Genomic DNA, 24,291 nt, shown 5'->3' with positions numbered 1-24,291 from the left:
GCTGAGGAAAAGGAATTTTGCAAAGGTCTCATGCAGATTATGATTGAGGCCGTCTGAAAACTGTGTTTCAGACGGCTTCGTTTCTCTCCTTTGTGATGACTTAGGCACGCAATCCTACTTATACGATACCTTGTGCCAGCATGGCATCGGCCACTTTTTTGAAGCCGGCGATGTTCGCACCGTTCACATAATTGGTATAGCCGTTTTCCGTGCCGTTGGCCACGCAGTTTTCATGAATATTGGCCATAATGTCAAACAGGCGTTTATCCACTTTTTCGCGCGACCAAGACAGGCGGATGTGGTTTTGGCTCATTTCCAGTCCGGAGGTGGCCACGCCGCCCGCGTTGGATGCTTTGCCCGGCGCGTACAGGATTTTGGCTTTCAGGAAGGCTTCCACCGCTTCCAGTGTGGACGGCATGTTCGCGCCTTCGGCCACGCAGATGACGCCGTTGGCCAGCAGAGTGGCCGCGTCTTTGCCGTCCAGTTCGTTTTGGGTGGCGCAAGGCAGGGCGATGTCGCATTTTACGCCCCACGGTTTTTGGTTTTCAAAATACTGCAAGCCTTGCTCTTTGGCATACACGGAGACGCGTTCGCGGCGCACTTCCTTCAGCTCGATTAAAGCAGCGAGTTGTGCTTCGGTCATGCCGCTGTCGGGGAACAAGGCGAAACCGTTGGAGTCGGATACGGTCAGCACTTTCGCGCCCAGTTGGATGGTTTTTTCGCAGGCGTATTGCGCCACGTTTCCGCTGCCGGAAATCACCACGCGTTTGCCTTCGAGTTTGTCGCCTTTGGTTTGCAGCATGGATTGTGCGAAGTAAACCGTGCCGTAGCCGGTGGCTTCGGGGCGGATCAGGCTGCCGCCCCAGGTCAGGCCTTTGCCGGTCAGGACGGATGTAAATTCGTTACGCAGTTTTTTGTATTGGCCGAACAAGAAGCCGATTTCGCGGCCGCCCACGCCGATGTCGCCGGCAGGTACGTCGGTGTCCGCGCCGATGTGGCGGTAAAGCTCGCTCATAAAGGCTTGGCAGAAACGCATCACTTCGGCATCGGATTTGCCTTTGGGGTCGAAGTCAGAGCCGCCTTTGCCGCCGCCCATGGGCAGGGTGGTCAATGCGTTTTTGAACACTTGCTCGAAGGCTAGGAATTTCAATACGCCCAAGTCCACGGTTGGGTGGAAGCGCAGGCCGCCTTTATAAGGGCCGATGGCGGAGTTCATCTGTACGCGGTAGCCGCGGTTTACTTGGACTTGTCCGTTATCGTCCACCCAGGAAACACGGAACATGATTACGCGCTCGGGTTCGACGATGCGCTCCAGCAGGCCTTGTTTGGTGTATTGCGGATTTTTTGCCAAGAAGGGTTGCAGGCTCATGAATACTTCTTCCACCGCCTGATGGAAGGGGGCTTGATTGGGATCGCGCCGTTTGATGGTTTGGAACAGGCTGTTCAGGTCGCTCATGGCAGTTTCCTTAGTTCTAAGTTTTATTGCAATTTGGGAATGTGGGATATGGGAAAACGATGCGGTGCAGTCTAGTGCGATTGTCTACATTTGACAAATTCTTTACGTCTGATTTTGGCTGATTTATGGAAAAATAAAATGAAAAAATGTCTACAATTTAAAAACTGATTTTATAAAATTCAATTTCAAAGCATAAATAATGTCTAATAATGCATTTTTTAGAAATTTAATGGCAAAATAAGGTATTTTTATTTAAATGAAAGATTGTCTACAATTTTGTCTTTTGCGGCCATGATTTGCCTTTTTGCAGTGAACGCGATAGAGTGTGTCCGCCTTCTGTACGGTCGTTTTTTCAGACGGCCTGTTTACTGGTTAAACTTCTTTATTTGGGTTGTCAATGCCCTTCAAAATAGGGCTGTACTTTAGATGTGCGGCCCTGCGTATTGAAACATTTTCCAAGGATTTCCCATGTCTCATTCTGTTATTACCGTTATCGGTAAAGACCGCATCGGCATTGTTTACGATGTGTCCAAACTTTTGGCCGAAAACCAAATCAACATCCTGAATATCAGCCAGCAGTTGATGGACGACTATTTCACCATGATTATTTTGGCCGACACAGCCAAATGCCCGAAATCGCGACAGGAAATGCTGGACGTTTTCGCACAGGCGGGAAAAACGCTTGCGCTGGACATCCGCATGCAGGACGAAGAGCTGTTTAACGCCATGCACAGGATTTAAAGGCCGTCTGAAAAGGGGAGGGCGGTTTGAAGGCGGATATGGACGCACGCAAATTTTTCGTTGCCGGAACAATCCGACTGATCAGTCTTGCCCTGTATTTCGCGCTGTGGTTGGCCATCCTTTGCTGCCGTTTGCTCCGCTGAATTGATGCGGACAGCACGTAGCCATAAACCATAAGGAAACCTCAATGAGTAACTTGCATTCCAACGAAATCCTCGAAACCATCCGCATGGTGTCCGACCAAAACTTCGACGTGCGCACCATCACCATCGGTATCGACCTGCACGACTGCATTTCGCCGGACATCAATCAATTAAACCAAAACATCTACAACAAAATCACCCGCATCGGCAAAGACCTGGTGCAGACGGCGCGGCATTTGTCGGCCAAATACGGCGTGCCGATTGTGAACCAGCGCATTTCCGTCACGCCCATCGCCCAAATCGCGGCGGCCACGGGCGCGGACAGTTACGTTTCCATCGCGCAGACGCTGGATAAGGCGGCAAAAGCCATCGGCGTATCGTTTATCGGCGGCTTTTCCGCGCTGGTGCAAAAAGGCATTTCGCCCGCCGATGAAGTGCTGATTCGCTCCATTCCCCAAGCCATGAAAACCACCGATATCGTGTGCAGCTCCATCAACATCGGCAGCACGCGCGCGGGCATCAACATGGACGCGGTGAAACTGGCCGCCGACACGATAAAACGCACCGCCGACATCACGCCAGAAGGCTTCGGCTGTGCCAAAATCGTCGTGTTCTGCAACGCGGTGGAAGACAACCCCTTCATGGCGGGCGCGTTCCACGGCTCGGGCGAAGCGGACGCGATTATCAACGTGGGCGTGTCCGGCCCCGGCGTGGTGCAGGCTGCCTTAAAAGACTGCGACAGCCAAAATCTGACCGAAATCGCCGAAATCGTGAAGAAAACCGCGTTCAAAATCACGCGCGTGGGCGAACTCATCGGGCAGGAAGCGGCGAAAATGCTGGGCATCCCGTTCGGCATTTTGGATTTGTCGCTCGCGCCCACGCCCGCCGTCGGCGATTCCGTCGCCCGCATTTTGGAAGCCATGGGCCTGACCGTCTGCGGCACGCACGGCACCACCGCCGCACTCGCACTGTTGAACGACGCGGTGAAAAAAGGCGGCATGATGGCCTCGTCTGCCGTCGGCGGGCTGAGCGGTGCGTTCATCCCCGTGTCGGAAGACGAAGGCATGATTGCGGCGGCGGAAAGTGGCATCCTGACGCTGGACAAGCTGGAAGCCATGACCGCCGTGTGCTCCGTGGGTTTGGACATGGTGGCCGTGCCGGGCGACACATCCGCCGCCACGATTGCCGGCATCATCGCCGACGAAGCCGCCATCGGCATGATTAACAGCAAAACCACCGCCGTGCGCATCATCCCCGTTACCGGCAAAGGCGTGGGCGAAAGCGTGGACTTCGGCGGCTTGTTGGGCTACGCGCCGATTATGCCGGTGAAGGAAGGAAGCTGCGAAGTGTTCGTGAACCGAGGCGGACGCATTCCCGCGCCAGTGCAGTCGATGAAGAACTGACGGGGCAGGTTGCTTTTTCAGACGGCCTGAAATAGGGTTTTGACGGAGGGTGAAATATGGCGAAATCTCGTAGTGTTCAGGAACAGAACCGTTTGCAGAAAGAAGCCGTGCTGAATGAAGCGTGTTATTGGCGCGAACATCCGCAAAAAATCCCGCCGCTGGTGCAAACGCTGATAGCGCAGAAAAATATCGATTTGCAGACTTGTATTTTCCATGATTTGTACGATAGCGAAAGCATGGGCGGGAATTGGATTTCCGGCGTGGTCATGACAGCCGATTACCGCGTGTTTGATTTTGAAATAGAATACGATGATTTCGCCACCAAGCGTTTTGTTTCCCTGCGTTGGCGCGATGTTACCGCGCAAACGAATTTCAGCGCGCGAAACAAAGGCTTCGGCAAGGGCAAAGGCTGTTTGATGAAGGAAGTGCTACAAGAATTGAACGGCCTGCCGCCAAGCGGACGGCAGGCCGTCTGAAAGGACAAAACATGGATTTCAACCAAACCGCAAGAGATACCCTAACGCAAGTCCAGTCGGAACTGGCGCAAGGCAAAGCCGAAATTTCGTGGGTAGTTTACGAACCAATTGCTAATCTTGACGCTTATCGGAAGTGGATAAAAAAACAATTCGGCTGGCGAGCCTATTTTATGGCGGTAATGAAGGCGTTGCTGCCGGCCTTTATTTTCGTGGCTTTGGGTTTGAATGCTTTGGGAAATATTGGCGGTGTCATCGCGCTGGTTGCAGCGGCTGCCGTCGGGATATGGTTGATGTGGCAAAACGGCAAAGAGCGGGCAAAAGCGGAAAAGATATTAAATAGGGAATACTTTGAATACCGCATATGCGCGAATTTTAAAAAGCGGTATTTCTTGGCCATTTTTGAGGGCAAAGTAAACAAACGTGTGAAATTCCATGATAAGAACGATTGGACGCTGCCTTGCCCTTGCCGCCGCGCTCCAGAATGCGCCTGACTTTGTATTGCTGGAACAAGTTTTCGCGCCCGAAGCCGATATTTTCTGTTTCGCATTCCTGCCCGTGCAGAAACCCTTCCGCCTCAAATGCGATTTGGTTTACGGGCAGATTATCAGCAGCAGCGAACATTGGACAGCTGCCGAAACTGCGGCATTGGAAGCGGCGGTAAACCGTATCGCAGAAAAAATGTTTCAGACGGCTAGATGATAAAAGGCCGTCTGAAAAGCTTTTTTTGGAAAGGTGAGTGAATGAAAAAGATTTTATTATTTGCGGCGGCCGCATCCATATCTGCCGCCTCTGCCGCCGGCCTGTCTTTTCAGGATTTGAAAAAACTGGAAACAGTAGACGGCTATGCGGCTTACGGTATGCAGTCCGGACTCTCGCAGGAAGCCTATATTTTGGTGGACGGCGGAGAAAAAGACGGCCAAATCTCTTCCATCAATCTAAACAATGCATTGGGCGGTGATCGAGATTTACCATAGTGGGGGGGCAAGACGCTGGCGGAATATGCGGACAACAGCGATCGGACAGAGTTTTATCAAACCCAATGCGCCGATGAAACCGTCCGCAGAACGAATGCGCCCAATCAAGCATTGGGTGCACCCGTTCCCTTTGCCAAGCTCAATGGTGTCGGCAAAGTGGCGGCCGATTATTCGTGTTTGGGAAAACAGGCTGAAAAAGCCTGAAAAACCAAAACGGGATTTTTTATTTTGTTAAAATCCGATTTTCAGACGGCCTGTTTCCTGACGGGAATGCAGGCCGTCTGAAAACAAACATACTTTCAAAGCAGAAAAGGCAAATATGAACAAATTTTTAATATGTACCCTGCTGTGCGCACTGGCTCCCGCTGCGTTTGCCGCAGAACCCTCTTTTCAAAATTTGAAAAAGCTCGACACCGTAGACGGCTATACAACTTACGGTGGGGAATCTAAGAGTGGGGATGAATTCTATATTTTTGTGGACGGCGGTAAAAAAGACGGCCAAATCGCTTCCATCAATCTGGTGAGTGTATTTGACGGCTATCCCGGGTTTGCCGTAGTGCAGGGTAAAACTTTGGCGGATTATTTGCGCAACGGAGATAAAGCAGAGTTTTATTACAGCCAGTGCGCCGACAAAACCGTCCGCAAATTGGATCAAGCCAATAAAGTATTGGGCGAAGCCGTTCCGGCTGCCAAGCTCAACGGTGTCGGCAAAATGGCTGCCCATATTTCGTGTATGGCTGAAGAAGGCTATAAGAAAAATCAAGAAAACAAAAAATAAGATTATTTGTTTTGCTAAAATTCCGTTTTCAGACGGCCTCTGCCAAACCGGCCGTCTGAAAATGAAGATATTGAAAATCGCAAGGAAAGAAATGAAAAAAACACTGATGTATACCCTATTGTTGGCACTGGCCCCGGCCGCATTTGCCGCAGAGCCTTCATTTAAAGACATGAAAGAACTGGAAGCAGTAAACGGCTATATGCTGTACGGCTCGGATTACGATGATTTGGACAAAGCCTACATCTTCGTAGACGGCGGCAAAAAAGACAAAAAAATCGCTTCCATCAGCATGGCGGCCACTTATCAAACCGGTGCGGGTTTTGCCGTAACCCCTGCAAAAACATTGGGCGAATATATGAAAAATGCCGACAAGGCCGAGTTTTATCAAACCCAATGCGCCGATCAGACCGTACGGAAAATGGATCTGAAAAAGAAAGTAATCGGGGAACCCGTCCCATTCTCCAAACTCAACGGCGTAACCAAAGCGGCGGCAGGCGTATCTTGCCTGGTGGAAGCCGGCCAGAAAGAGGCCATGGGAAACGCCAAAAAATAAACATTCAGACGGCCTGTTTCCAAATAGGAATACAGGCCGTCTGAAAACCGACCAACTCCAAAAGAGTAAAACATGAGCAGAATCACCACCGCCTTTCAAAAACTCAACGGCAGAAAAGCCCTGATTCCCTACATCACCGCCGGCGACCCGAACCTTGAAACCACATTGGAAACCATGCACGAAATGGCCGCCAACGGCGCGGACATCATCGAACTGGGCATCCCGTTTTCCGACCCGATGGCCGACGGCCCCGTTATCCAGCGCGCCGCCGAACGCGCCCTGGCAAACGGCGTCAGCCTGAAAAACGTATTGGAAACCGTGCGCCGTTTCCGTGAACGCGACGACGACACCCCCGTCGTTCTGATGGGCTACCTGAATCCGATACACAAAATGGGCAATGCAGAGTTTGCGCGTGCCGCCGCCGAGGCGGGCGTGGACGGCGTGCTCACCGTGGACAATCCCGTTGAAACCATTTCCCCGCTGCAACAAGAACTGCAGAAACACGGCTTGGATGCTATCTTCCTCGTCGCCCCGACCACCAGCGAAGAGCGGATGGCCGAAATCGGCAGACTCGCCAGCGGCTTTGTCTATTATGTGTCGCTCAAAGGCGTAACCGGTTCCGCACAGCTGAATACCGACGAAGTGGCGGCCAAAATCGCCGTCCTGCGCCGCCACATCAGCCTGCCGATAGGCGTGGGCTTCGGTATTTCCGATGCCGAAAGCGCGCGTAAAATCGGCGCGGTGGCCGATGCCGTCATCGTCGGCAGCCGCATCGTGAAAGAAATCGAAAGCAATGCCGGAAGCGAAGCAAAAGCCGTCGGCGCACTGGTAAAAAGCCTGAAACAGGCGGTTGAAGCCGTCTGAAAAAACAAGCGGAGCGAAGGAAACCATGGCTGCGGATACGGATATTGCTTTAGACAGCCTGTGTTGGGAAATCTGCCCCGATTTCGGTAACGATTGCCGGTCAGCAGGGCCGATATTTACCTGAACGGCGCGGTATGGGGCAAATATTGGGCATGCTGGCCGCCCGCAGGCGGAGACGGGGTAAAATTACTGCTTTCGCTCTATAACCCTGTGTTGCAGCGCCCCGATACTGCCATCCTGTTCCAATGTGCAGCCGGTTCAAGCATCTGCCTGCCGCTGAAGGCCGCCGAAAGCCCGTGGCCGGGTGATTCATGGGGAAACTGTCCCATACCTGCCGCCGAAGTGGCGCAATACGAAAAATATCGTTTTGCCCAACAACTCGCCCGGCACCTGACCATCCTCGACCCCGCTCTTGCCCGCAACCTGAAACGGCTGCCCGGCCTTTATATTGATTTGGAAAATCTTTCGGAATACCGCAAAAGCGAGGGCTGTCATTATGTACGGCAAGAACGCTGGCAACGCCTGCTGTCTGCCTTTGAAGCCGCCTGAAAATGATATGAGTCATCGGAGTAAGACTTGCCTAAACAGCCGCCATTGGCTACCATGTGCGGCTTGAATTCCCCTCCGGCCCGCATTGCGGCGTGCCGTATTCCGAATCATCTAAACTTTCAGCCGGATATCGAGGCCGTCTGAAAAAACGGAGCAAACCATGAGTTGGTTAGACAAAATCCTCCCGCCGAAAATCAAACGCGAAGGCAAAGGCGAATCCGCCGTGCCCGAAGGCCTGTGGCACAAATGCCCGGCCTGTTCCGCCACGGTTTACGCCACCGAGTTGCAGCAAAACGCCAAAGTCTGCCCAAAATGCAACCACCACAACGCCATGTCGGCGCGCGAACGGCTTGATCTGCTGCTCGACGAAGAAGGCCGCGAGGAAATCGGCGACAATGTGAAGCCGACCGACATCCTGAAGTTCAAAGACAGCAAAAAATACCCCGAACGTCTGACCGCCGCGAAAAAAACCACCGGCGAAGACGACGCGCTGGTGGTGATGAAGGGAAAAATGAACGGCCTGCCGGTCGTCATTGCCGCATTTGAATTCCGCTTCATCGGTGGTTCGATGGGTTCCGTAGTGGGCGAACGCTTCGTCAAAGGCGTGCGCCGTGCGGTGGCCGACAACTGCACCTTTATCTGCGTGGCCGCATCGGGCGGTGCGCGGATGCAGGAAGGCCTGAATTCTTTAATGCAGATGACCAAAACCAGTGCCTCGCTGCACCTGTTGAACGAAAAAGGCCTGCCGTTCATCTCCGTACTCACCGACCCGACCATGGGCGGCGTTTCCGCCAGCTTCGCCTTTTTGGGCGACATCGTGGTGGCCGAACCGAATGCCTTAATCGGCTTCGCCGGCCCGCGCGTGATTGAGCAGACCGTACGCGAAACCCTGCCCGAAGGTTTCCAACGTGCCGAATTCCTGTTGGAAAAAGGCGCAATCGATCAAATTACCGACCGCCGCGAAATGAAAGAACGCTTGAGCGCATTGATTACCCTGCTGCGCCGTGAAGATCCCATGGTGGCTGCTTAAGCGGCTTGAAACTCAATTAAAAGGCCGTCTGAAAACCTGTTTTCGGTTTTTCAGACGGCCTTTTGGATATCGGGCAGGCCATTTCAACGCTGCCCGCACATTTGCAATGATTTTTCCCATTGCGGTGTATTACATACGCTGTTCGATTGCGGCGGTGTACATGGTGGAAGGCAAGAACCGTGATGCGCATTGATTACCCTGTTATGCCGTGAAGAACCTGCGGTTACTGCCTAAGCGGCTTGAAACCCAATTAAAAGGCCGTCTGAAAACCTGTTTTTGGGTTTTCAGACGGCCTTTTTGTCATTTGCCGATATTATTTCAACGCTGCCAGCACTTTCGCGGCGATTTCGCCTGTCGGTACAGTCTGTGCTTCGTTGTTGCGGCGTTCGGCGTATTCGACATTGCCTTCTTTCAAGGCGCGGTCGCCAATGACGATGCGGTGCGGGATGCCCAAAAGCTCGGAGTCGTTGAGCAGTACGCCTGCGCGTTCGTCGCGGTCGTCGAGGAGGACGTCTGCGCCTGCCGCCAGCAGTTCGGTGTAGATTTTGTCGGCGGCTTCGCGAACGGCGTCTGATTTTTTGTAGTTCATCGGCACGATAACAACTTCAAACGGTGCCATCGCTTTGGTCCAGATGATGCCTTTTTCGTCGTTGTTCTGCTCGATGGAGGCGGCAACGACGCGGGTGATGCCGATGCCGTAGCAGCCCATTTCCATGATTTGCGATTTGCCGTTGTTGTCGAGGAAGCTCACGTTCATGGCTTGGGTGTATTTGTCGCGCAACTGGAAGACGTGTCCGACTTCAATGCCGCGCGCCAGTTTCAGACGGCCTTGTCCGTCGGGGCTTTCGTCGCCTTCAACGACGTTGCGCAAATCGACAAACTCAGGCTCGGCAGCGTCGCGGCCGAAGTTGAAGCCGGTATAGTGGTAGTCGTCTTCGTTCGCGCCGATAACCCAGTCCGCGCCTTTTTCGGTAGCAAAATCGGCATAGACTTTGCCTGTGAAGCCGACGGGGCCGAGCGAGCCGCCGTTTGCGCCGAACTGCGCGCGGATGGCGGCAGGATCAGCCATGGTCAGCGGAGATTTTACGCCCGCGAGTTTTTCGGCTTTGATGTCGTTGAACTCATGGTCGCCGCGCAACAGCAATAAGACGATTTCGCCTTCGTTTTCGCCTTCGACCACGATGGATTTCAGCGTTTTTTCAATCGGAATGCTGAGGAAGTCAACCAATGAATCAATGGTTTTAACGTTCGGCGTGTGTACTTTGGCCAGCTCTGCCTGAGCGGCCGCGCGTTCACCTTTGAGCGGCAAGGTCGGTGCCAGCTCGACATTGGCGGCGTAATCGGAAGTGTCGCTGTACGCAATCACATCTTCGCCGCTTTCCGCCAACACTTGAAACTCGTGCGAACCGGTACCGCCGATACTGCCGGTGTCTGCGGCGACGGGGCGGAATTCCAAGCCCAGACGGGTGAAGATGCGGCAGTAGGCGTCGTACATGGCATCATAGGTCGTCTGAAGCGAGGCGTAGTCTGCATGGAAGGAATAAGCGTCTTTCATGACGAACTCGCGTGCGCGCATCACGCCGAAGCGCGGGCGCACTTCGTCGCGGAATTTGGTTTGGATGTGGTAAAAGTTTTTCGGCAGCTGTTTGTAGCTGTTGATTTCTTTGCGCACGATGTCGGCGATGACTTCCTCGCAGGTCGGGCCCATGCAGAAATCGCGGTCGTGGCGGTCTTTCAGGCGCAGCAGTTCTTTACCGTAAAATTCCCAGCGGCCGGATTCCTGCCACAGCTCGGCAGGCTGCACCACCGGCATCAGCAACTCCACGCTGCCCGCGCGCGCCATTTCTTCGCGCACGACGTTTTCGACTTTGCGCAACACGCGCAGCCCCATCGGCATCCAAGTATAAAGGCCGGACGCGTTGGCTTTGATCAGACCGGCGCGAATCATCAGCTTGTGGCTGGCAAGCGCGGCTTCGGCAGGGGCTTCTTTCAGGGTGGAAATGAAAAATTGGCTGGCTTTCATAATGTTAAATCTTGTCAAATTGAGGGCAGGCGGATTTTACCGCGAAACGGCCGGAAGGGTATGTTTTTCTTGCCGACTACAAATGAGGCCGTCTGAAATAATGTTTTTCAGACGGCCTCTGTCATTTCAGGTTTATTGCCAAACCAAGAGCGCGTGGTTGCGTTTACCGCGTCGTACGATGGTGTATTTGCCGAAGCGTTTGTGCGCGTCGGTCAACAGATAAGCATCGTCGGGTCGTTCGGCGGAGTGGTTCGGGTTGTTCAATTCGGCGGCTTGTCCGTTGAGCAATACCGCTTTGCTGTTCACAAAACCGCGCGCTTCTTTGTTGGAAGAAGCCAAGCCGGTTTTGACTAAGGCTTCAACGACGTTGAGGCCGTCTGAAACTTCAAATGCAGGCAGGCCGTCGAGGGCGAGCTGCTCGAAGTCGCTTTCAGTCAGGCTGCTTTGGTCTTCGGCAAACAGGCTTTCGGAAATGCGCTGCGCGGCTTGCAGGGCGGCTTCGCCGTGAATCAGGCGGGTCATTTCTTCGGCGAGGATGCGTTGCGCTTCGGGCTTGGTGCCGCCGACTTGGTCTTTCGCTTCGATAGCGTCGATTTCTTCGATAGACAGGAAGGTGAAGTATTTCAGGAATTTATACACATCGGCATCGGCCACTTTCAGCCAGAATTGGTAGAACTGATACGGCGAGGTTTTCTTCGCATTCAGCCATACCGCGCCGCCTTCGGTTTTGCCGAATTTGGTGCCGTCGGATTTGGTGACCAGCGGCAGGGTCAGGCCGAATACTTGTTTTTGATTCAGACGGCGGGTCAGGTCGATACCGGCGGTGATGTTGCCCCATTGGTCGGAGCCGCCGATTTCCAAAACCGCGCCATGAAGTTTGTTCAGTTCGGCAAAATCGTAGCCTTGCAGCAGGGAGTAGGCGAACTCGGTGAAGGAAATACCCATATCGTCGCGCTCGATACGCTGTTTGACGGATTCCTTGTTCAACATGGCGTTGACGGAGAAATGCTTGCCGATGTCGCGCAGGAAATCGAGGCAGTTCATGCTGCCGAACCAGTCGGCGTTGTTCGCCATAATGGCGGCGTTTTCGCCTTCAAAGCTCAAAAACGGTTTCAGTTGGTTGCGGATACTTTCTACCCAGCCGGCAACGGTTTCGGCGGAATTCAAGCTGCGCTCTACCGCTTTGAAGCTGGGGTCGCCGATCATACCGGTCGCGCCGCCCACCAGAGCGATCGGCGTATGCCCCGCCTGTTGGAAACGGCGCAATGCCAATACGGGCAGCAAGTGGCCGATATGAAGACTGTCGGCGGTCGGATCGAAACCGCAGTAGAGGGCGATTTTTTGTTCGTTTAACAAAGCGTCTAAGGCTTCGATGTCGGTAGTTTGCGCGATAAGGCCGCGCGCTTTCAAGTCTTGGATAACGGAGGTCATAAGTGGTTAAATAGCCCTTAAATTAATGGGATAGATTTTTTTGATTTCTTTGTTCAGCATTTAATTTTTTAATATTTAGTGCTTCTCGGTAACAGGGATGGATTTCCCACATTAAGCTGAATCCATCACTATTTTTACCAGAAAATAGATCTGGTAATTCTGAATAGGAATAGTGATGGTATCCATAGTGTTCTTCTTCTGCCCGAGCTACAATGAAACCAATACGAAATAAAAAATCTGCGATAGCTTCCGGTTTGCTTTTTTGAATTGTCTGTCCATCTATTTGAATAGTCATAGACCCTAGAACTTTTTTTCTAAGAAGTTCAAGTAAATCTGGTTGAGAGAACCTTCTTTCTAATCCTCGAAAATAATTAATTAAATCTTCAATCTGGATACATTGATGCTTATGTTCGACTACTAAATCAGCAATTCGTTTTAAACCATACTCTCCCCAACGGGCATCAATATTCAATTTTTCGATATGAAGCATATTTTTTCTTAGAGCATCAACTTGTGCAAGTTTACAGAGTTGAACTCCCCATCTTGGGCGGTTATATGCCAAAATATACAGAACTTGATAAGTAGGAACCTGTTTTTCATTCCAAAAAACAGTAGGCTTAAAAATTTTTTTTAATAATTCATCATCGGTTAAGTTGATTGAATCATCAGGAAATTCTTTTTGAATTCGTCGGCATAATATTTGTTTAAAATCCTCTTCTGTCCATTCAATTTCTGATATGTATTGTTCAATTTTATCCATGGCTTCGTCGTGTCGTCTGATTACAGGCCACACATCACTACGCAGGGTTATTCTGAAGTTCACCCCCTTTAAATCCTGAATCATATAACGACATGCTGAAAAAAAGCTGCCTAAATTAACTTTTTCTTTATTGGTATTTTGAAAAGTTGCATCTAAATCATCAATTAATATCCAAATTTTTGAATAGTTAAGAGATTCTATTCTCTTTAAAATTTCAGGATGATTAATATTAGTGGTTGGTTCTGGCTGAAATTTACCAAGAATATTTTTAAATCTTTCCAAAAGACAAGATATAAGATTTCTTTCCTTGAAACCTTGCACTTCAGTAGATTCAACTAAAGAAATTTCATCATCTCCATATGCGAAATTTATTTTCTTTGCTAATTCACGGTTTACAACTGCACATAATCTAATAATCCAGTCGCTAATATAATCATTTGGTTCAGTTAATTGGTTTGTAAGTTTGAAATTTTCACGAGACAGTTCACTACCTCGTATTTTAATTACTAAAGCATTCTTATATTTTTCAGAAACCTCAAGACCAATCCATTTGATTAATGCAGACTTACCCATGCCTTTTTTGGCTTTAATTACTTGTAATCTTTTATTTTCTTTTAAAAAATTTTCGAATCCCTCTTGCATTACAAAATATGATTTTAATTCTTCATCATCAACATCATCAGCAGCTTCATTACCAAAATCCATTCTTTTTAGATAATTTTTTCCGGCCATGGCTAAATCTCACTTTAGTTACTATTGAAATGATTATCGTGTGCAATTTATACGTTAAACAAAAAGTGCATCACATCCCCATCCTGCACGACATATTCCTTCCCTTCCACGCGCATTTTGCCGGCTTCTTTGGCTTTGGCTTCGCCGCCGAGCGAGACAAAGTCGTCGTAGGAAATGACTTGGGCGCGGATGAAGCCGCGTTCGAAGTCGGTGTGGATGACGCCGGCGGCTTGCGGGGCGGTGTCGCCTTTGCGGATGGTCCAGGCGCGGACTTCTTTTACGCCAGCGGTGAAGTAGGTTTGCAGACCCAAGAGATCGTAGCCCGCGCGAATCAGGCGGTTGAGGCCGGGTTCTTCCAAGCCCATCTCGGCGAGGAATTCGGCTTTTTCGTCGTCTTCCAGCTCGGCGATTTCGCTCTCCATTGCGGCGCAAACGGCAACGACGGGGGCGTTTTCTTTTTCAGCCAATTCTTTCAGGCGGTCGAGGTGCGGATTGTTTTCAAAACCGTCTTCGGCAACGTTGCCGACATACATGGCGGGTTTGGCGGTCAGCAGGAACAACGGTTTGAGCATGGCGAGTTCTTCCGCGTCCAAACCGAATGAGCGGACGGGCTTGCCTTCGTTCAGATGCGGCAGCAGTTTTTTGCACAGCTCGACCAGTTTTTGCGCGTCTTTGTCGCCTGAGCGGGCGCGTTTTTCTTCGCGGACGATGGCTTTTTCGACGCTGGCGAGGTCGGCAAGTGCCAATTCGGTGCCGATGGTTTCGATGTCGGCAATCGGATCGACTTTGCCTGCGACGTGGACGATGTTGTCGTCGTCAAAGCAGCGCACGACGTTGACGATGGCGTCGGTTTCGCGGATGTTGGCAAGGAACTGGTTGCCCAAGCCTTCGCCTTTGCTCGCGCCTGCAACCAAACCGGCAATATCGACGAACTCGACAATGGCGGGCTGCATTTTTTGCGGATTGACGATTTTTGCCAGCTCCGCCATGCGCGGGTCGGGCACTTCGACGATGCCGACGTTGGGTTCGATGGTGCAGAAGGGGTAGTTCGCCGCTTCGATGCCCGATTGGGTCAGCGCGTTAAAGAGGGTGGATTTGCCGACGTTGGGCAGGCCGACGATGCCGCATTTCAAGCTCATGGTTTTTCCTGAATTCAGTAAAGAAAATTTAACGCGCGATTGTAGCATAAACCGTGCGTTTCAGGCCGTCTGAAAGACGGGTTACCACCAATGCAGGGCGGTACGCTTGGTTTGCATGTCGATTTGAAACCGGCGCGATTTGTCGTTCCATTTCAACGGTCGGCTGCATTTTTCGTAGCCGTCCCGTTTTTCGCTTTCGGGCGTTTGGCCGCAGTATGTGCCCGCCATGCCGAGGTAAAGTTTCACCTGTTTGCCGACATAATCGATTTTTGCACCGAACGCGCTGTAATAAAATACTTTTTCGGCTTTTCCATCCGCACGGCCGAGAAAAACGGTAACGCCGCCGCCGTTGCGGTTGCCGAACATTCCCACCGAACCGCTCGCGCCGTAGCATTGCAGTTCGCTATCGTCGAGGACATAGTCGGTGATGCCGTCGCCGTTGAGGTCGGCCCGTTCGACAGCCTGTTGGAAACCGTGCGGTCGGCCACCCAAAAGTCGGCAGAAGCGGGCCAGTTCCTGCAATTCGCTGTCTACGGAGGCGGGGAGTTTTGCACCGTAAACGGGTTGCATCAGGATTGCGCCGATGAGGAGGAGTTTTTTCATGGTGATACTCTGTGTGTGGGGAGGTTCTTTCAGGCCGTCTGAAAACGGCGGCATTATAACGGCATGTATACGGTATGGTTTTGCTTTATGTCAGAAGCGGGCAGGGGGCTTGGGCATATGCTTTTTTCAGACGGCCTCTTGGCCTGTTTGCCGCCCTGCCGCTTATTTCTTTTCTCTGCTTGATAAGAGGCCGTCTGAAAAACCTGTTTTGCTTTTCAGACAGATTACTCACACAATATCCAGCTTCGGCAGGGCATGGACGATTTTCTGCGTTTCCAGGCTGACGGTGATGACGCGCAGGAGCAGTTCGAGCGGATAGCGCGGGTTGTGTATGGTGTCGGCTGCCCAGTCGTTGGCATCGTTGGTGATACCGGATTTTTTGTCGGTGGTTACGGCCTGGCGTTCCATCACCCATTCAATGGCGGGTTTGCCGTTTACGATGTAATCGTAGGCGGCTTCGGGGATGTTTTCCACGGTAATTTTGCCGTTGTAGACGATTTTGGTTTTATCGTCTTTTTTGGCAAATTTCATTTTGACCACGCGGAAGTCTTCGTCTGCGCCGCCGATGATTTGCTGCGGGGCAAGTTTCAAATCTTTCAGACTGCCTGAAAGTTTCACGCCCTGATACATCGGTACGGTTTCGTAGTTCAGGTGCAATGCCGCCAAATCACGCCCCGCTTTGCTGAATGCGGCAAAATCAGCGTAAGTTTTCATGCGCGGGATGCGCGGGAGCTGTTTACTTAAATTGTCGGCGTAGCGCTCGCGGTATTCTTCGCTGTGCAGCAGGCCGTAGATGTAATAGAAGATGTCTTCTCTGCCAATTCGGGCGGCATCGGCGGCGGAATACGGCTCGCGGAAATGCGCCAGCGCATCGTCGGTGATGGCAGAGCGGCGCACTAGCTTTTTCTGTGCAGGCTGCTTTTCAGACGGCATTTCAGTGGCAAATAGTTTTTGCTGGCTCATTGTGCTTCCTCCGTTTCGTAGAGGAACATGGGGAAGCATTGCCCGTTCATCTGCAACTGGACATCGGGTATCGCATCGGTCATCAGTACGGAAAAGCCTTTGGTCGTGCCCAAGCCTGTAATACAAATCGTCATGTTGGTTACTCCGTCTCGTAGAGGAACATGGGGAAGCACTGTGCATCGCCGATAAGGTGTAAATCGGGGATTTGGTCGGTGATAAGCACAGAGAAGCCCTTGCCGCCGGTCGTGGGAGGCAGATGGCGATATTGGACGGTACTTCGTGGTATATAATTTCGTTCGTTCGTTCGTTCGTTCGTTCGTTCGTTCGGCTGTTTCTACGCCGTCTGAAAATTCATACAAATCTTTCGGAAAGCCTTGCCCACCGGAATGTTGCATATTCAAGTCCGGTATCACATTGGTTATTAAAGCCGAAAAATCTTTTCCTGAATTGCCAAGACCGCTTAGATAAACTACCTGATTGCTAGCCTGTAAGTTCGGATACAACATCGGGATTTGGTAAACCATATCATTAAACTGTCTGTTGAAATAGACAGGGCTTTTAGTAAATGGGCGGTACAAACCGATTCTCATAGACTGTTCTTCAAATTTATGAATTTTCTGTTTGGCAAAATCATTTTTCAAACTTCTATTCCAGCTAATCTTTGCATCATCATAATTGATGAATGTGTCAATTTCAGGCTGCCGGTTTTCAGGTAGCCCTTTGCAGGCTGCCTGAAAGCGTGCCACTTCACTGTTATAAAAGTGAATCATCTTCTGCATATTCTGACGCAGAAGGCTGTTTGAAAAGTTGTAGCACCAAATATCTCGGCTTGTTGCAATACCTCTCGAATAATTTTCAAACACCACTAGTGCATCTTTATCCTTTTTATCCCCCAAGCTGATGTAATTATCAAAATTCGGGTCACGCTGGTTGAGCCAATCGTTAAATTCGTCGGGGACGATTTCTCGCCAGCCCTGCCGTTCGGCAATGCCGTTGATGCTGCCGAGTTCGGCAATGGTTTCCAGCTTCTGTTCGCGGGTCAGGTAGTCGCCGATGTCGTGGAAGTAAATCCGCCCCTGTTTTTCGGACTGCGGGTTTTTGACGAGAATCGATATGGCAATCGGCGCGCGGCTGCCTGAGCCGAAAATTTTGCCGCCCTCTTTGCGAGAACGTTCGCCTGATGTGCGTTGGTTACCGCGCAGGTGGAAGATATACAGGCTAGAAAATTCTTCTGCCAAACATTTGCGCAATCCGTCTGCTGTATTGGCTTCCACCCAGCCTGCATTGGTTACAAAGCCGATAACGCCCTGCTGCCCGATGCGGTCGGATGCCCAGCGAATGGCGCGGATGTAGCTGTCGTACAGGGCGTTTTTATTGGTAGCGGCGGAGTGTTCGGCATAGGTTTCTCGGATGCGTGCGTCCAGATGCGGGTATTCGATGTTGGCGTTATTGTCGTTGGCGGATTCCTGCCCTGCGGAATAGGGCGGATTGCCGATAGTGACGCGGATGTCCAAGGCTTTCTGCCGTTTGCGGCGTGCACTGTTGTCCACCAGCATTTCGTCCAGCATGTCGCCTTTCTCATACATTTGGAAGGTATCGGTCAGGCAGATACCTTCAAAGGGAACGTAGGGGACGTCGTCTGAAACGTTGCCGTCAATGTTGCCTGCCAGTATGCCGTGGTAGGCGGATTCGATGTTGATGGCGGCGATGTAGTAGGCGAGCAGGACGATTTCGTTGGCGTGGATTTCGCTTTGGTATTTTTCAGGCAGCCTGTCGTGTGGGATGATGCCGCTTTGCAGCAAGCGGGTGATGAAGGTGCCTGTGCCGGTGAAGGGGTCGAGGATATGCACGCCTTTGTCTTGCAGGCTGCTTTTGAATTCGTGCTGTAAGACGTCTTCCACGCTTTTGATGATGAAATCGACAACTTCGACGGGCGTGTAAACGATGCCGAGCCGTTCGGTCATGCGCGGGAAGGCGTTGCGGAAGAATTTGTCGTAGAGTTCTAGGACGATTTCTTGCTTACCTTCGGCGGTTTCGATGCCGCTGGCACGCAGGTGGACGGAGTCGTAGAAGGATTGCAGGGTATTGCGCTCTTTGTGGAGGTTTTTCTGCTGCAATAAATCCAGCACTTTCTGCATGGCGCGGCTCATGGGGTTGTGTTCGGCGAAGCTGTAATCGGAAAACAGTGCGTCGAACACGGGTTTGGTAATCATGTGCTGCGCCAGCATTTCGACGATTTCTTCGTCGCTGACGGCGTTATTGAGGTCGTCACGCAGTTCTGCGGCAAAGGCTTCGAAGGCAGTGCGTTCGGCTTCGTTGGCAGGGTTTTCTAGAATAGCATTGATGCTGTCAATATGGGTGCGGGCGATTTTGGCGATGTCGCCCGCCCAGTCTTCCCAATGGCGGCGGTTGCCACATTTTTTGACGATTTTGGCATAGAGGGCGCGTTCGATTTCGCCGATTTCGAATTGGAGGGTTTCTTGTATGGGCGCGGGGGTATCGGGTGTACCGATTGCGTTGCCGCCGCGTGCCTTGTTGCGAGCTTTATCACCGCTGCTTTGTTTCTTGGCTTTCGGGGCGATTTTGTCGGCAACGGCGATGACTTCCATTTTCTGTGTGTCTTTGCCGCCGAACTTCAATTTGTTAATTATCGCGTCAAGGCGATCGTCGTGCGCGCGCAGGGCGTTCAAAACCTGCCAGACAACTTTGTAGTTTTCGTTTTTGTCCAATGCGTCTTCGGCTTCTATACCCGCGGGGATAACGACGGGCAGGATAACGTAGCCCTGTTGTTTGCCTTCGGCACGGCGCATAACGCGGCCGACCGACTGCACGACATCGACTTGGGAATTGCGCGGGGTGAGGAATAATACGGCATCCAGCGCGGGAACGTCCACGCCTTCGGATAGGCAGCGCACATTTGAGAGGATGCGGCAGGTGTTTTCAGGCAGCCCTTCGGGTGCTTTCAGCCATTGCAGCCTGCTTTCTTTTTCACCCGCATTCATGCCGCCGTCCACATGTTCGGCTTCGCAGGTCATTGTTAGTTGCGGTGGCAGTTTCAAATCGGGATTTTGTTTGAGCAGGGCGGTGCGTTCCGCCTGCTGGTACTCTTCAATCACGGCCTGGAACATTTCGGCAATCAGTTTGGAGCTGACTTTGTGTTTGTTGCCTTTATATTCTTTTTCAATAACTTGGCAGAAAGCAACGGCACGTCGCATAGGATTGTACAGTGCACCTTCTTCACCGTTTAGGCCGTATTTGGACAGGGCTTTCCAGCAACCGACAATTTTGGCGGCGTCATCGACTTTGAGTTCGTTGTTGCCGTCGGTGAGCAGGTTTTGGATACGGCGTTGGATGTGGCTTTCTTCGATGGCTAGGACGATGACTTTGTAATCGACCAACAGGCCGTCTGAAACGGCTTGGGAAAATGTTAGGACAAAAAATTCTTTGCCGTAATGGGTTTCATCGTCCATAGAATACAAAACCACGTTTTCTGTTTCTTTGGCGTTTTCGCCATAGATGCGCGGGGTAGCAGTCATATACAAACGTTTTGCGCCTTTGATGTAACCGGAATCGTGTATGCGGACAAAGGCGGATTCGTCGTCGCCGTCAAACGTTGCACCGGTGGTGCGGTGCGCTTCATCACAAATAATCAGGTCGAATTCAGGTAGCCCGTATTGTGCCTGCACCTGATGAATGACATCGATGGAGTGGTAGGTGGAGTAGACGACGGTCATGTGTTCTGCGTCATGCAACACGCTGGCCGCCTGATACAGGCTTTTGGCGTTGGTGGTGGCAGGGTAGTTCAAATCGCTGGTGCGGACGATGGCGCGGTCATCGTCTTTTTTATATTTGCCGACTTCGCTATCGGAGCAAACGGCGAAATTGCGCAGCGGCAAATCGGCATCCTGCGTCCATTCTCGAAGGGTTTGGGAAAGCAGCGACAGGCTGGGGACGAGAAACAGTACGCGCTTACCCTTGCCGGCCAAATGTTCGGCAATCCGCAGCGAAGTGAACGTTTTACCCGTTCCGCAGGCCATAATCAGCTTACCGCGTGTTTCGCCGCGTGCGAAGCGGTTTGACACGGCGGTTAGCGCCGATTGCTGATGAGGGCGGAGTGATTTTCTGCTTTTGCGTTTCGGCGGTTCGCCGATGTGGTATTGCGTCCAGTCGATAACGCTGTTTTCCAAATCCGACAGGGTGATTTTGGAAACAGGAATATGCTGCCCTTCCAGTGCATCTTCGGCGTTTTTCGACCATTTGTCGGTGGTAGAAACGATAATGCGGTTGCTGAAGTGCGTTTTACCCGACGCGGTGAAGAAGCTGTCGATGTCTTTCTTTTGCAGCGTGTGGTCAGGTGCGTAGTTTTTGCATTGGATAGCGTGATGTTCGCCCGTGAAGGTGGTGGCGACCAAGTCGATACCTGCGTCGGTTGTGCCGCCCAAATCCAGTTCGTTTAAATGCTCCGACGCCCATGTGCCGTAGGGCTGTACGTTTTGATACAGCTCTTTATAGCAGGGTTCGATTTGGAAATAGGCAACCATCAAATTTTCAAAGGCCGTGCCTTGGTCGCGGACGGTTTGGCTTTGTTGGCGGAGTTGGGAGAGCAAGTTGGTCAGCGGGGTCATTAGTGCACACTTAAATTTATTTGAACTGTTATTTGGAAACTGAACAAAGAGGCTACCTGAAAGCTGGACAATAAGCTTTCAGGTAGCCTCTTCATGCTTTAGCGGGTTACCGGTTTGTAGCGGATACGTTTCGGTTTCGCGCCCTCTTCGCCGAGTCGGCGTTTCTTATCGGCTTCGTATTCCTGATAGTTGCCGTCGAAGAAGACCCATTTCGAATCGCCTTCGCAAGCCAAGATATGCGTAGCGATGCGGTCGAGGAACCACCGGTCGTGCGAAATGACCATCACGCTGCCGGCAAATTCCAGCAATGCGTCTTCCAGCGCGCGCAGGGTTTCCACGTCGAGGTCGTTGGACGGCTCGTCCAGCAGCAACACATTGCCGCCGCTCAACAAGGTTTTCGCCAAGTGCAAACGCCCACGTTCGCCGCCTGAAAGGTTGCCGGCGATTTTGCTTTGGTCGCTGCCTTTGAAATTGAAGCGTCCCAAATATTGGCGGGCGGGGATTTCAAACTGCCCGACCTGCAAAATATCGCGACCTTCGGCAATGTTGTCGAACACGGTTTTGTCGTTTTGTAAACCTTCGCGGCTTTGGTCAATCAGGCTCATTTTCACGGTTTGCCCGATTTTCACTTCGCCGGAATCAGGCTGCTCTTTGCCCGAAATCATTTTGAACAGCGTCGATTTACCCGCGCCGTTCGGGCCGATTATGCCGACAATCGCGCCCGCAGGCACTTTGAAGCTCAAATCGTCAATCAGCACTTTATCACCGAACGACTTGGAAACATTCACAAATTCAATCACTTCGTTACCCAAACGCTCGGCGACGGGAATGAAGATTTCCTGCGTTTCATTGCGTTTTTGGTATTCGTAGTTGCTCATTTCCTCAAAACGCGCCAAACGCGCTTTGGACTTGGCTTGGCGGCCTTTGGCATTTTGGCGCACCCATTCCAATTCCTGCTTCATCGCTTTCACGCGCGCGGCTTCGGATTTCGCCTCGTTTTCCAAGCGCTTTTCTTTCTGCTCCAGCCAAGACGAGTAATTGCCTTTCCACGGAATACCGTGTCCGCGGTCAAGTTCCAAAATCCATTCGGCGGCGTTGTCCAAGAAGTAGCGGTCGTGCGTTACCGCAACGACTGTACCGGGGAAACGCACCAAGAATTGCTCCAGCCATTCCACCGATTCCGCATCCAAGTGGTTGGTCGGCTCGTCCAGCAGCAGCATATCGGGTTTGCTCAATAAGAGTTTGCACAAGGCAACGCGGCGTTTTTCACCGCCGGACAGATTGCCGATTTTGGCATCCCATTCCGGCAGGCGCAGCGCATCGGCGGCGATTTCCAATTCGTGCTCCGCACCGCCGCCGGTTGACGAACCTGCCGCAATAATCGCTTCCAAGCGGCCCTGTTCTTCCGCCAGTGCGTCAAAATCCACATCGGGATTGGCGTACTCGGCATACACTTCTTCCAAACGTTTCTGCGCGGCGGCCACTTCACCCAAACCGCTTTCCACTTCCTCGCGCACGGTTTTCTCAGGATCAAGCTCCGGCTCTTGCGGCAGATAGCCGATTTTGATGCCGCCCATCGGCACGGCTTCGCCCTCAAATTCCTTATCCACACCCGCCATAATCCGCAGAACAGTGGACTTGCCCGCGCCGTTCAAACCGAGCAGGCCGATTTTCGCGCCGGGGAAGAAAGAAAGGGAAATATCTTTAATGATGGTTTTCTGCGGCGGCACAACCTTGCTCACGCGCAGCATAGAATAGACGTATTGTTGGGACATGGTTTTCTCGATTCGGTCGAACAAATTTCAGACGGCCCATTTTAACCGATTGCACCGATTGTTGCTTGCACGGATGATGTTTTGAGAAAAAATAGATGAAGATAAATCGGAATTAGCCGATTTAAGCCGATGTTCGGCTTATTTTCAATCGCGGCGGACACTATGCGGAAGGGTACGGATACGGCATATCAATTGAAGCCCGGAATTTGAAATTCGGATTTGAGGCCGTCTGAAAACAGGTTTCAGACGGCCTCCTTTTCTATTTTTCTATTTTGGGGGAAATTGGATATCGATGTGTCATTGAACTTACGCCACGAAATCCAAGCCTATGTCTAACGAGCGGCTGCTGTGGGTCAGATAGCCGAGGGCGATGCCGTCCACGCCGGTTTGTGCCACGCGCTTCAGGCGGTCGAAGCCGATGCCGCCCGATGCTTCGCAATAGACGGTGTGGGGGTGGGCGGTTTGCGTATGGCAGCGGTTTGCCGCTTCTTTCAGGGTTTCGTCATCCATGTTGTCCAGCAAAATCCGTTCCGCACCCGCTGCGATGGCTTCGTCCAGTTGTGCCAACGTGTCCACTTCAATTTCCACGCAGGTCAACGGTCCGACAGCCTGTTTTGCCTGCTGCACGGCTTGGGCGATGCTGCCGCAATAGGCGAGGTGGTTGTCTTTGATGAGTACGGCGTCGTCCAAACCCATGCGGTGGTTTGTGCCGCCGCCCGCCCTGACGGCGTATTTTTGCAGGACGCGCAGCAGGGGGATGGTTTTGCGGCTGCACACGATGTCTGTACCATATTCGGCGACTTCGTCAACGGCACGCGCGGTGGCGGTGGCGATGCCGCTCAAGTGCGTGAGGTAGTTGAGCGCGGTGCGTTCGGCGGCAAGCAGGGCGCGGGCGTTACCTTCGACGACAGCCAGCGTCTGACCTGCGCGGACGGCTTGCCCGTCTTGGATTTCAGCTTGGAAGCGGACGGACGGATCCATCGTCTGAAAGGCGAGGCGTGCCAAGTCCATACCGGCGATAACGCCGTTTTCGCGGCTGACGAGGAAGAGTTTGGCGGTTTTGTCGGGCGCGATGACGGCGGCGGACGTAATGTCGCCGCGCCTGCCCAAGTCTTCGTGCAAGGCTTGTTCGACTATGGGGCGCAACAGGGTGTCGGGCAGGGGGAAGAGGGTGTTTTCAGACGACATGGGGTTTCCTTTATTGAAAAAGATGGATGTTGCACCGACGGGGCAAAACTTTATTTTATAGTGGATTAAATTTAAACCAGTACGG

At 52.0% G+C, this 24,291-nt stretch carries 22 protein-coding genes and 1 pseudogene; 11 read left to right on the top strand and 12 right to left on the bottom strand.

Annotated features, from left to right (window positions below; genetic code table 11):
* Window positions 1–118: 118 nt before the first annotated feature.
* Window positions 119–1,456 (bottom strand): NADP-specific glutamate dehydrogenase, encoded by a 1,338-nt coding sequence (gene gdhA, locus HMPREF3107_RS11125; RefSeq protein WP_070455506.1) that lies wholly within the window; start codon window positions 1,454–1,456, stop codon window positions 119–121.
* Between the two features lie 468 nt (window positions 1,457–1,924).
* Between gdhA and HMPREF3107_RS11120 the strand changes: the two genes are divergently transcribed.
* The 11 genes from HMPREF3107_RS11120 (at window position 1,925) to accD (ending at window position 8,967) form a co-directional block, all read left to right on the top strand.
* A complete protein-coding gene (locus tag HMPREF3107_RS11120) occupies window positions 1,925–2,197 on the top strand; it encodes an ACT domain-containing protein (protein WP_004565737.1) in 273 nt (90 codons plus the stop codon).
* Window positions 2,198–2,384: 187 nt separating this feature from the next.
* Window positions 2,385–3,743, top strand: coding sequence for a PFL family protein (locus tag HMPREF3107_RS11115; protein ID WP_070455504.1), 1,359 nt, complete (start codon window positions 2,385–2,387; stop codon window positions 3,741–3,743).
* A 56-nt stretch (window positions 3,744–3,799) separates the two neighbouring features.
* A complete protein-coding gene (locus HMPREF3107_RS11110; protein ID WP_070455502.1) occupies window positions 3,800–4,219 on the top strand; it encodes a hypothetical protein in 420 nt (139 codons plus the stop codon).
* 11 nt (window positions 4,220–4,230) lie between these two features.
* Window positions 4,231–4,710, top strand: coding sequence for a hypothetical protein (locus HMPREF3107_RS11105; RefSeq protein WP_070455500.1), 480 nt, complete (start codon window positions 4,231–4,233; stop codon window positions 4,708–4,710).
* A 7-nt stretch (window positions 4,711–4,717) separates the two neighbouring features.
* Window positions 4,718–4,918 (top strand): hypothetical protein, encoded by a 201-nt coding sequence (locus tag HMPREF3107_RS11100; RefSeq protein ID WP_240317889.1) that lies wholly within the window; start codon window positions 4,718–4,720, stop codon window positions 4,916–4,918.
* A gap of 41 nt (window positions 4,919–4,959) precedes the next feature.
* On the top strand, window positions 4,960–5,193 hold the full coding sequence (locus HMPREF3107_RS11095; RefSeq protein WP_070455496.1) for a hypothetical protein: 234 nt from the start codon (window positions 4,960–4,962) through the stop codon (window positions 5,191–5,193).
* Window positions 5,194–5,512: 319 nt separating this feature from the next.
* Entirely contained in the window at window positions 5,513–5,971 is a 459-nt protein-coding gene (locus tag HMPREF3107_RS12670; RefSeq protein ID WP_070455494.1) for a hypothetical protein, read from the top strand.
* A 91-nt stretch (window positions 5,972–6,062) separates the two neighbouring features.
* Window positions 6,063–6,524 carry a hypothetical protein gene (locus tag HMPREF3107_RS12665; RefSeq protein WP_246828635.1) on the top strand — a complete coding sequence of 154 codons (462 nt, stop codon included), beginning with the start codon at window positions 6,063–6,065 and terminating at the stop codon, window positions 6,522–6,524.
* Window positions 6,525–6,596: 72 nt separating this feature from the next.
* Entirely contained in the window at window positions 6,597–7,388 is a 792-nt protein-coding gene (gene trpA / locus HMPREF3107_RS11080; RefSeq protein WP_070455488.1) for a tryptophan synthase subunit alpha, read from the top strand.
* A 93-nt stretch (window positions 7,389–7,481) separates the two neighbouring features.
* Window positions 7,482–7,937, top strand: a complete 456-nt coding sequence (locus HMPREF3107_RS11075; protein ID WP_070455486.1) for a hypothetical protein — start codon at window positions 7,482–7,484, stop codon at window positions 7,935–7,937.
* Between the two features lie 160 nt (window positions 7,938–8,097).
* Window positions 8,098–8,967 carry an acetyl-CoA carboxylase, carboxyltransferase subunit beta gene (gene accD / locus HMPREF3107_RS11070; protein ID WP_070455484.1) on the top strand — a complete coding sequence of 290 codons (870 nt, stop codon included), beginning with the start codon at window positions 8,098–8,100 and terminating at the stop codon, window positions 8,965–8,967.
* Window positions 8,968–9,280: 313 nt separating this feature from the next.
* Here the strand turns inward: accD and HMPREF3107_RS11065 are convergent, their stop codons facing one another.
* The 11 genes and pseudogenes from HMPREF3107_RS11065 to nadC all read right to left on the bottom strand — a co-directional run bounded on the left by HMPREF3107_RS11065 (window position 9,281) and on the right by nadC (window position 24,206).
* Entirely contained in the window at window positions 9,281–10,990 is a 1,710-nt protein-coding gene (locus tag HMPREF3107_RS11065; protein WP_070455482.1) for a proline--tRNA ligase, read from the bottom strand.
* Between the two features lie 132 nt (window positions 10,991–11,122).
* Window positions 11,123–12,421 (bottom strand): tyrosine--tRNA ligase, encoded by a 1,299-nt coding sequence (gene tyrS, locus HMPREF3107_RS11060; RefSeq protein WP_070455480.1) that lies wholly within the window; start codon window positions 12,419–12,421, stop codon window positions 11,123–11,125.
* Window positions 12,422–12,443: 22 nt separating this feature from the next.
* The gene (locus HMPREF3107_RS11055) at window positions 12,444–13,913 is read right to left on the bottom strand and encodes a P-loop ATPase, Sll1717 family (protein ID WP_070455479.1); all 1,470 of its coding nucleotides are present in this window, start codon (window positions 13,911–13,913) and stop codon (window positions 12,444–12,446) included.
* A 47-nt stretch (window positions 13,914–13,960) separates the two neighbouring features.
* Window positions 13,961–15,052, bottom strand: coding sequence for a redox-regulated ATPase YchF (gene ychF / locus HMPREF3107_RS11050; protein WP_070455512.1), 1,092 nt, complete (start codon window positions 15,050–15,052; stop codon window positions 13,961–13,963).
* A gap of 81 nt (window positions 15,053–15,133) precedes the next feature.
* Window positions 15,134–15,655, bottom strand: a complete 522-nt coding sequence (locus HMPREF3107_RS11045) for a hypothetical protein (RefSeq protein WP_070455477.1) — start codon at window positions 15,653–15,655, stop codon at window positions 15,134–15,136.
* 228 nt (window positions 15,656–15,883) lie between these two features.
* Window positions 15,884–16,618 (bottom strand): type ISP restriction/modification enzyme, encoded by a 735-nt coding sequence (locus HMPREF3107_RS11040; RefSeq protein ID WP_070455475.1) that lies wholly within the window; start codon window positions 16,616–16,618, stop codon window positions 15,884–15,886.
* Window positions 16,615–16,791 carry a type ISP restriction/modification enzyme gene (locus HMPREF3107_RS12840; RefSeq protein ID WP_371327486.1) on the bottom strand — a complete coding sequence of 59 codons (177 nt, stop codon included), beginning with the start codon at window positions 16,789–16,791 and terminating at the stop codon, window positions 16,615–16,617. The genes HMPREF3107_RS11040 and HMPREF3107_RS12840 overlap by 4 nt, the downstream gene beginning before the upstream one ends.
* Window positions 16,758–16,841, bottom strand: coding sequence for a hypothetical protein (locus HMPREF3107_RS12835; protein ID WP_246828637.1), 84 nt, complete (start codon window positions 16,839–16,841; stop codon window positions 16,758–16,760). Before HMPREF3107_RS12835 ends, HMPREF3107_RS12840 begins: the two co-directional genes overlap by 34 nt.
* Before the next feature lie 301 nt (window positions 16,842–17,142).
* Window positions 17,143–21,159: pseudogene (locus tag HMPREF3107_RS11035) on the bottom strand (DEAD/DEAH box helicase); the annotation flags it as partial.
* 182 nt (window positions 21,160–21,341) lie between these two features.
* Window positions 21,342–23,018: an energy-dependent translational throttle protein EttA gene (gene ettA / locus HMPREF3107_RS11030; RefSeq protein ID WP_070455473.1), complete on the bottom strand. Its 1,677-nt coding sequence runs from the start codon at window positions 23,016–23,018 to the stop codon at window positions 21,342–21,344.
* A 306-nt stretch (window positions 23,019–23,324) separates the two neighbouring features.
* Complete coding sequence (gene nadC / locus HMPREF3107_RS11025) at window positions 23,325–24,206, bottom strand: carboxylating nicotinate-nucleotide diphosphorylase (RefSeq protein WP_070455471.1); 882 nt, start codon at window positions 24,204–24,206, stop codon at window positions 23,325–23,327.
* Window positions 24,207–24,291: the final 85 nt, after the last annotated feature.

Source organism: Neisseria sp. HMSC31F04 (genome assembly GCF_001807735.1).
Taxonomy (GTDB): Bacteria; Pseudomonadota; Gammaproteobacteria; order Burkholderiales; family Neisseriaceae; genus Neisseria; species Neisseria elongata.
The sequence above is the reverse complement of the archived record's forward strand: the minus strand, read 5'-3'. Positions and strand labels throughout refer to the sequence as shown.